At 41.5% G+C, this 6,186-nt stretch carries 7 protein-coding genes; 2 read left to right on the top strand and 5 right to left on the bottom strand.

Going from position 1 to position 6,186, the window contains the following annotated elements; all coding sequences use genetic code 11:
- Positions 1-1,273, bottom strand: a 1,273-nt coding sequence (rlmD, locus tag GMD3S_RS10435; protein ID WP_025172974.1) for a 23S rRNA (uracil(1939)-C(5))-methyltransferase RlmD, incomplete at its 3' end; no start/stop codon positions are given.
- 37 nt (positions 1,274-1,310) lie between these two features.
- Between rlmD and recX the strand changes: the two genes are divergently transcribed.
- Both recX and ntdP read left to right on the top strand, forming a co-directional pair.
- Positions 1,311-2,087, top strand: coding sequence for a recombination regulator RecX (recX, locus tag GMD3S_RS0207935; RefSeq protein WP_000705062.1), 777 nt, complete (start codon positions 1,311-1,313; stop codon positions 2,085-2,087).
- A gap of 88 nt (positions 2,088-2,175) precedes the next feature.
- Positions 2,176-2,709 carry a nucleoside tri-diphosphate phosphatase gene (gene ntdP, locus GMD3S_RS0207930; protein WP_000775318.1) on the top strand — a complete coding sequence of 178 codons (534 nt, stop codon included), beginning with the start codon at positions 2,176-2,178 and terminating at the stop codon, positions 2,707-2,709.
- 70 nt (positions 2,710-2,779) lie between these two features.
- Here the strand turns inward: ntdP and GMD3S_RS0207925 are convergent, their stop codons facing one another.
- The 4 genes from GMD3S_RS0207925 to GMD3S_RS0207910 form a co-directional block, all read right to left on the bottom strand.
- Complete coding sequence (locus tag GMD3S_RS0207925; RefSeq protein ID WP_000567566.1) at positions 2,780-3,547, bottom strand: epoxyqueuosine reductase QueH; 768 nt, start codon at positions 3,545-3,547, stop codon at positions 2,780-2,782.
- Between the two features lie 125 nt (positions 3,548-3,672).
- The gene (gene groL / locus GMD3S_RS0207920; RefSeq protein ID WP_000031559.1) at positions 3,673-5,295 is read right to left on the bottom strand and encodes a chaperonin GroEL; all 1,623 of its coding nucleotides are present in this window, start codon (positions 5,293-5,295) and stop codon (positions 3,673-3,675) included.
- 15 nt (positions 5,296-5,310) lie between these two features.
- Positions 5,311-5,595, bottom strand: coding sequence for a co-chaperone GroES (gene groES, locus GMD3S_RS0207915; RefSeq protein WP_000917324.1), 285 nt, complete (start codon positions 5,593-5,595; stop codon positions 5,311-5,313).
- Between the two features lie 156 nt (positions 5,596-5,751).
- Positions 5,752-6,147: a single-stranded DNA-binding protein gene (locus tag GMD3S_RS0207910; protein WP_000282457.1), complete on the bottom strand. Its 396-nt coding sequence runs from the start codon at positions 6,145-6,147 to the stop codon at positions 5,752-5,754.
- Positions 6,148-6,186 lie beyond the last annotated feature (39 nt).

Genomic DNA, 6,186 nt, shown 5'->3' with positions numbered 1-6,186 from the left:
CATAGACTTTTACTAGTTTAACCAAATCTCGTGCCAAGGTCGAAACATTGCAGGATACATAGACCATTTTGTCTGGAACATAGGTCAGAATGGTTTCCAACAGCTTATCATCTAAGCCTGTACGAGGAGGGTCGACTATCAGGGCATCCGCTCGGTAGCCATCTTGATACCAGCGTGGAATAATCTCTTCTGCTGTTCCCGCTTCGTAATGAGTATTGTCAAACCCCATTTTTTTAGCATTTCGCTTGGCATCTTCAATAGCTTCTGGAATAATATCCATTCCTCTGAGACTCTTGACCTTATTTGCAAAGGCAAATCCAATCGTCCCAACACCGCAATAGGCATCGATCAGATGATCCTCTTTGCTGACATCCAGAGCCTTAACTGCTTCACTATAGAGAATTTCTGTCTGCTCAGGATTAAGCTGATAAAAAGCTCGGGGCGAGAGAGAAAACTCATAGTCGAGTACTCCTTCTTGAATACTCTCTTGACCCCAGATAATTTCCGTCTTTTCACCATAGATTTCACTTGTTTTTGCTGTGTTTGTATTGACTGCAACCGTGACGACTTCTGGAAAATCTTTAACTAAGTCTTTTACCAGCTGGGTTAAATTAAGCTGACGATTCGTAACAATGATTATCTGAACTTGTCCTGTTTTTCTTGCTCGACGTACCATGATAGTGCGAACACCAAGCGTTTTTCTCTCATCTGTAATTGGAATTTGGTGGTAAGTAAGAAGTTCAGCTAGGCGATTCGCAATCACTTGGGTTTCCTTATCTTGCACCAAACAGTCTTTCAACTCTACGAGATAATGAGAGTTTTGTGCATACAAACCTGCCTTGACCTGATTTTTAAATTTCCGAGTCTGGAATTGAAGCTTAGCACGGTAGTACTTTGGTTCCTGCATTCCGATAGTTGGACGGATTTCATAGTTTTCATATCCCGCAGGGGCAAATTTTTTCAGGGCTTGGTGGAGCAGATCCGTCTTGAACTCTAACTGTTTATCATAGTGGAGGTGCATGATTTGGCAACCACCACATTCATTATAAATCGTACAAGCCGGTACGACTCGAAATTTAGACTTCTTATTAACCTTTAGTAATTTGGCTTCAACAAAGTTACGTTTAATAGAAGTAATCTGACAATAGATATCTTCTCCTTTGAGGGCGCCTGGCACAAAAACGAGGGTTTTCTGGTAGAAACCGATTCCCTCACCATTGATACCCATCCGCTTGATTTTTAAAGGTATTTTTTGTTTGACTTTCAGATTCATACCCCTATCTTATCACATTTTAGGGTATAATAGAACTATGAAAATCACAAAACTTGAAAAGAAAAAACGCCTCTACTTGATGGAGTTAGATGGACAGCAAACCTCTTATATCACGGAGGATACCATTGTCCGTTTTATGTTGTCTAAAGATAAGGTCATTAGCAAGGAAGAATTGACCGAGATTCAGGGCTTTGCTCAGTTTTCTTATGGTAAGAATCTCGCCCTCTACCATCTATCATTTAAAGCTCGAACCGAAAAGGAAGTTCGTGAGTATCTGAAAAAGTATGATCTTGATGAAAAAATCACAAGTCAAGTTATCGCCAATCTTAAAGAAGATAACTGGATTAATGATCGTCAGTATGCCTACTCTATTATCAACGCAAATCAACTTTCTGGAGATAAGGGACCCTATGTGCTAGCTAAAAAACTGTCTCAAAAAGGGATTGCCAAATCAACGATTAAAGATGTTTTAAAGGATTTTGATTTTTCAGAGGTTGCTCAACGTGTGGCGGAGAAACTTCTTAAAAAATACAATGGAAAACTTCCCGCTCGTGCCTTGCAGGATAAGATTATTCAAAACTTGACTAACAAGGGATTCTCCTATGCTGATGCTAAAAGTGCCTTTGATGACCTGAACAATCAAGTCGACCAAGAAACGACTCAAGAACTCATTTTTAAAGAGCTAGACAAACAATATGATAAGTATGCTCGAAAGTATGAAGGATACGAACTTAAACAGCGTTTAACCCAAGTTTTAGCTCGAAAAGGCTATGATTTTTCGGATATAGCCAGCGCTCTCAGAGAATATCTTTAATATTTTCGTGTAAAATTTAAAAAAATTAGACCGATTTATGATATAATAGTAAACGATAAACTTATAAATTGTAGAAAGTTGGTTAGTTATGAAACTTCCAAAAGAAGGCGACTTTATTACAATTCAAAGTTATAAGCATGATGGGAGTCTTCACCGTACTTGGCGGGACACCATGGTACTAAAAACAACAGAGAACGCCATTATCGGCGTCAACGACCACACACTTGTTACCGAAAGTGACGGTCGTCGTTGGGTGACTCGAGAACCGGCTATTGTTTACTTTCACAAAAAATATTGGTTTAATATCATTGCTATGATTCGCGATAATGGGATTTCCTACTATTGCAATATGGCTAGCCCCTACTATCTAGATGAGGAAGCCCTAAAATACATTGATTATGATTTGGATGTCAAGGTCTTCACTGATGGCGAAAAGCGCCTCTTGGACGTTGAAGAGTATGAGCGCCATAAACGCAAAATGAAGTATTCTGATGATTTAGACTATATTTTGAAAGAGCATGTTAAAATCCTTGTTGATTGGATCAACAATGGACGCGGTCCTTTCTCAGAGGCCTATGTCAACATTTGGTACAAACGCTACATAGAACTAAAGAATCGGTAAAGTTGTCAAACCGGGGTGAGAGCCCTGGTTTTTTTATTTGAAAAACCCAGCTTTTCAGCTGGGTTGATTGCTATATATCTAATTTAGTAACAGTGAACTTGATGTGGGAATAGTCTTTTTCAACATCCTTATCCAACAAGAAAGCCGTGGCATCCTTCTTAATCTGAACAAGATCAATATTCTGAGCTTGAGCTGCATAGACGCATCCACAATAACATTGACGATAAATATCATACTCCTCGCACATCTCCACCGAACGCTTGTAGCCTTGATTTTTCTTGAAATCACTTGGGAGATAGTGGGTGGTATAAATCTTTTGCACATCAATTCCGATGCTGTTGATGGTTTGAGAATTCTTATGGGGACTGATGGTCAAGGCTGAACCAAAGTAGTCAAAGCCCAAATCCATAGCCACTTGCGCTGTTTTGTCCAAACGGTAATCAAAACAAACCTTGCAACGGTCGCCACCTTCGGGTTCTTCTTCCAGTCCTCTGACTAACTTCCGGTATTCATTTGGTTCGTAGGGAGCTTCTAGGTACTGAACCGTATTGCCTGTTCGCTCATTGAAATCACTGACAAATTTCTTGGTGACGTAAGCCCGCTTGTGGTATTCTGCCTTGGGATGGATATTGGAATTGGCAAAATAGATAGTCACATCAGCGTATTTGGTCAGGTATTCTAGGGTGTAGGTACTACAAGGAGCACAGCAAACATGCATGAGAATAGTGGGACGTTGCTCATTTTTCTCCCAAACTTGAACCATTTTTTGCATAACACGGTCATAATTAATCTTCTGATTGGGATTCATCTTGCTCAGAATTTCTTCTACATCGATCATGTTCTTCTCCTTCTTCTAGTCTTATTTTATCATATAAGTTAGGAGAGCTCAAATCAATTTTAGAAGAGAAAATCATAAAAGGAGGGAATGTTCTTCCCTCCTTTTGTGTTTTTTATAAGTTACTTTTACATCATCCCGCCCATCATACTTGGATCCATTGCTGGAGCTGGGGCTGCTGGTTCCGGTTTATTGGCTACGACTGCTTCTGTTGTCAAAATCAAGCTGGCTACAGATGCTGCATTTTGAAGGGCTGAACGGCTCACTTTAACTGGGTCGATGATTCCCTCTTCAATCATGTTGACCCACTCACCAGTTGCTGCGTTGAAGCCTGTACCAACTTCAGCATTCTTCAAGCGGTCAATAACAATAGAACCTTCGAATCCTGCATTGTGGGCGATTTGACGAACAGGTTCTTCCAAGGCACGGAGAACAATATTGCGTCCTGTCGCTTCATCTCCTGTCAATTCCAAATCAGCTACGGCTGGAATAACATTTACAAGAGCTGTTCCACCACCTGCAACGATTCCTTCTTCAACGGCTGCACGAGTAGCGTTGAGGGCATCTTCAATGCGGAGTTTCATTTCTTTCAACTCAGTTTCAGTTGCAGCTCCGACCTTGATAACTGCGACACCACCTGACAATTTCGCCAAGCGTTCTTGCAATTTTTCACGATCAAATTCAGAAGTTGTGGTTTCGATTTGAGACTTGATAACCGCAACACGGTGGGAAATGGCTTCAGGATTGCCCGCACCTTCTACGATAACCGTACTGTCTTTGTCCACAGTCACTCTCGCTGCTTGACCAAGCGCCTCAATAGTAGCGTCCTTCAACTCAAGGCCAAGATCTTCTGTGATAACAGTTCCACCTGTCAAGATGGCGATGTCTTCCAACATAGCCTTACGACGGTCCCCAAAGCCAGGGGCCTTAACTGCTACTACGTTGAAGGTTCCACGAATCTTGTTCAATACAAGAGTAGGAAGAGCTTCACCATCCACATCATCTGCAATAATCAAGAGTGGACGATTGCTTTGAAGAATACTTTCTAGAAGCGGCAAGATTTCTTGGATATTGGAAATCTTCTTGTCAGTAATCAAAATGTATGGATTTTCAAGATCAGCCACCATTTTTTCGCTATCCGTCACCATGTACTGTGATAGATAACCGCGGTCAAACTGCATTCCTTCAACGACTTCAAGCTCTGTTTCCATACCACGTGATTCTTCAATAGTGATGACTCCATCTTTGCCAACTTTTTCCATGGCTTCAGAAATGTATTCACCGACTTTCTCAGAACGAGAAGATACGGCAGCAACCTGAGCGATGGCTTCTTTATTAGCAACTGGAATGGCATTGTTTTTCAAGGCTTCTACAGCTGCGGCAACTGCAGCTTCAATCCCCCGACGAATACCGATTGGGTTGGCACCCGCAGTAACGTTTTTGATTCCTTCGCGGACGATAGCTTGAGTCAAGACTGTTGCAGTTGTCGTTCCGTCACCTGCGATATCATTGGTCTTTGAAGCGACTTCTGATACCAACTTGGCACCCATATTTTCAAAATGGTCTTCCAACTCGATTTCTTTGGCAATGGTCACACCGTCATTGGTGATGAGTGGTGAGCCAAATGATTTTTCCAACACAACGTTACGACCTTTTGGTCCCAAGGTTACTTTAACAGTATCTGCAAGGATATCGACACCACGGACCATAGCTGAACGAGCATCAGATGAAAATTTAATTTCTTTTGACATACTTACTTTCTCCTTCTATTCTTCCACAATTGCCAAGATATTGGCTTCGCCTACAATGATGTATTTTTCATCGCCATCTTTGACATCAAGACCTGCGTGGGCTTCAACTAAGACACGGTCTCCAGCCTTAACGCTTGGAGCAACCAAGTCACCGTTCAAGGTACGAACCCCTTGTCCAGTAGCTACAACTTGGGCTGTTTTTGTTTTTTCTTGGGCTGAGCCCGCAAGGACAAAGCCTCCAACAGTTTGTTCTTTTTCTTCGATTTTCAAGACCACACGGTCTCCTAATGGTTTCAACATCTGTTTTCCTCCATGATGAAATACATATTATTAGCACTCTTTATATCTGAGTGCTAATTCATAGTTCTATTGTATCACTTGGTCAGAAATAGTCAAGAAAAAAGTCTGACTTTGGCAATATAAAAAAGCCTGAGACCAAGTCAGACTTTTCAATGTTTAAAATGGCAATTCTTCCTCTTCCAAGACCAAATCTGCCAAATCCTGTCCTGCGTTATTTTCACGCATAGCCCGTTGGGCGCGGCTTTCCAAAAGTTGGAATCCTGTGGCAAGGACTTCAGTCACATAGTTCATCTGGCCCTTTTTCTCAAAGCGACGGGTACGAAGTTCTCCATCCACAGAGATAAGACTACCTTTAGTTGCGTAGCTTGCCAAGGTTTCAGCCAATTTCCCCCAAAGAACAAGATTGACAAAGTCAGCTTCACGTTCCCCGTTTTGGTCTTTGTAACGACGGTTCACAGCGATAGTTGCTCGCGCCACTGACTTGTCGTTGTTTGTTTTGTGCAATTCTGGTGTAGACGTCAAGCGCCCGATCATGATAACTTTATTATACATATTTTCTTCCTCCTACTTATCTATTCGCAAGGAATCAAA

The sequence above is a fragment of the Streptococcus sp. GMD3S genome, from assembly GCF_000298695.2.
Classification (GTDB): Bacteria; Bacillota; Bacilli; order Lactobacillales; family Streptococcaceae; genus Streptococcus.
This window is presented reverse-complemented; position numbering and strand designations above follow the sequence as displayed.

Coding starts and splice junctions, on each gene's coding strand:
- ntdP (WP_000775318.1), top strand. CDS start 2,176: ATGAAACTTCCAAAAGAAGGCGACTTTATTACAATTCAAAGTTATAAG.
- groES (WP_000917324.1), bottom strand. CDS start 5,595: ATGTTGAAACCATTAGGAGACCGTGTGGTCTTGAAAATCGAAGAAAAA.
- groL (WP_000031559.1), bottom strand. CDS start 5,295: ATGTCAAAAGAAATTAAATTTTCATCTGATGCTCGTTCAGCTATGGTC.
- GMD3S_RS0207925 (WP_000567566.1), bottom strand. CDS start 3,547: ATGATCGATGTAGAAGAAATTCTGAGCAAGATGAATCCCAATCAGAAG.
- recX (WP_000705062.1), top strand. CDS start 1,311: ATGAAAATCACAAAACTTGAAAAGAAAAAACGCCTCTACTTGATGGAG.
- GMD3S_RS0207910 (WP_000282457.1), bottom strand. CDS start 6,147: ATGTATAATAAAGTTATCATGATCGGGCGCTTGACGTCTACACCAGAA.